The organism is Streptococcus parasanguinis (assembly GCF_001578955.1).
In the GTDB taxonomy this organism is placed as follows: domain Bacteria; phylum Bacillota; class Bacilli; order Lactobacillales; family Streptococcaceae; genus Streptococcus; species Streptococcus parasanguinis_U.
In genome coordinates, this window is record NZ_KQ969690.1 from 383261 (window position 1) to 384621 (window position 1361).

1 protein-coding gene and 1 pseudogene are annotated in these 1361 nt (G+C 44.6%); both read left to right on the forward strand.

Going from position 1 to position 1361, the window contains the following annotated elements:
* A pseudogene (locus tag SPADD19_RS11575) lies at positions 1-141 on the forward strand (prephenate dehydratase); the annotation flags it as partial.
* A partial coding sequence (locus tag SPADD19_RS05695) for an LCP family protein (RefSeq protein ID WP_061455481.1) occupies positions 138-1361 on the forward strand: 1224 nt, incomplete at its 3' end. The pseudogene SPADD19_RS11575 and the gene SPADD19_RS05695, both read left to right, overlap by 4 nt.

The window sequence follows — 1361 nt, forward strand, 5'->3', positions numbered from 1 at the left end:
TTCATTATTGACCTTCTAAATCAAGCGCCTGATCTTCTGCAGTTTGCCTATCAAGAATTAGACAGTCTGGGCATTCAGACAAAAGTCTTGGGTCAGTATCAGGTCTATACCTTAAAAGATAACGGAATGGAGAAAAGATGAGTAACGAATCCAACTTTCTATCTCACCATGAGCGAAAGCGATTAGAGTACTTATACTCAAATTTTCATTATTTGAATGAACGAGAACAACTAGAATACAATTATTTGCTCAAAAAAAGCCAAGGAGTTTATGAGGAATCAGAACCCCTTCAACAGCCTGAAGTAGCTGCTAGTGAAGAAGTGCAAGGGGAGATTGCTGAACCGATTGGTGACCTTCCTGTTTACCAATCACGTAGCAAAAAAACAAAGAAAAAAGCAGTCGCTGCGACGAGCGATCTACCTAAGAAACCACGGAAAAAGATCCGCGTCAAGCGGATCCTCAAGTGGATAGCTCTCTTTTTCTTGCTCATTATCGGTGGCATGGTCTTTATGTTTGTGAAAGGCCTCAATAGTAAACCAGCTGGGAAAGATGCCAAGCCTGCTGTTGTCGAGAAATTTAACGGCAAGAAGTCGCGAGATGGGGTCAATATTCTGATCTTGGGGACAGATGGTCGGATCGGTGAGAAGTCAGATGAAACCCGGACAGACTCCATCATGGTGGTCAATGTCAATAACAAAGAAGGTAAGATCAAGATGGTCAGCTTCATGCGGGATACACTGGTCCATATTGATGGAGTGAGCCAGCAAAATATTCCTGAATACGATGGCTACTATGACCAGAAGCTCAATACTGCCTTCACCATCGGGGAGCAAAATAACAACCAAGGGGCTGAATTGGTGCGTCAGATGCTCAAAGATAACTTTGACATTGACATCCAATATTACGCCATGGTCGATTTCAAGACCTTTGCGACAGCGATCGATACCCTCTTCCCAAATGGGGTCGAGATGAATGCGCAGTTTTCAACGGTTGATGGCGAAAAAGTCAGTGAAGTAGAAGTTCCAGACGATTTGAACATGAAAGACGGTGTCGTTCCGCAACAAACCATCAAGGTTGGAAAGCAACGGATGGATGGCCGGACCCTTCTCAATTACTCGCGTTTCCGTAAGGATGATGAAGGGGATTTTGGCCGGACTCGTCGCCAGCAAGAGGTCATGTCCGCTATCATGCATCAGATCAAGGATCCAACCAAACTCTTTACGGGATCAGAAGCCCTAGGGAAAGTCTTTGCTATGACGTCTACCAATGTTCCTTTCTCTTTCCTATTGACCAATGGACTTGGACTAGTCGGAAGTGCTGGAAAAGGAATTGAACGAGTGACCATCCCAGAAAATGGGGAT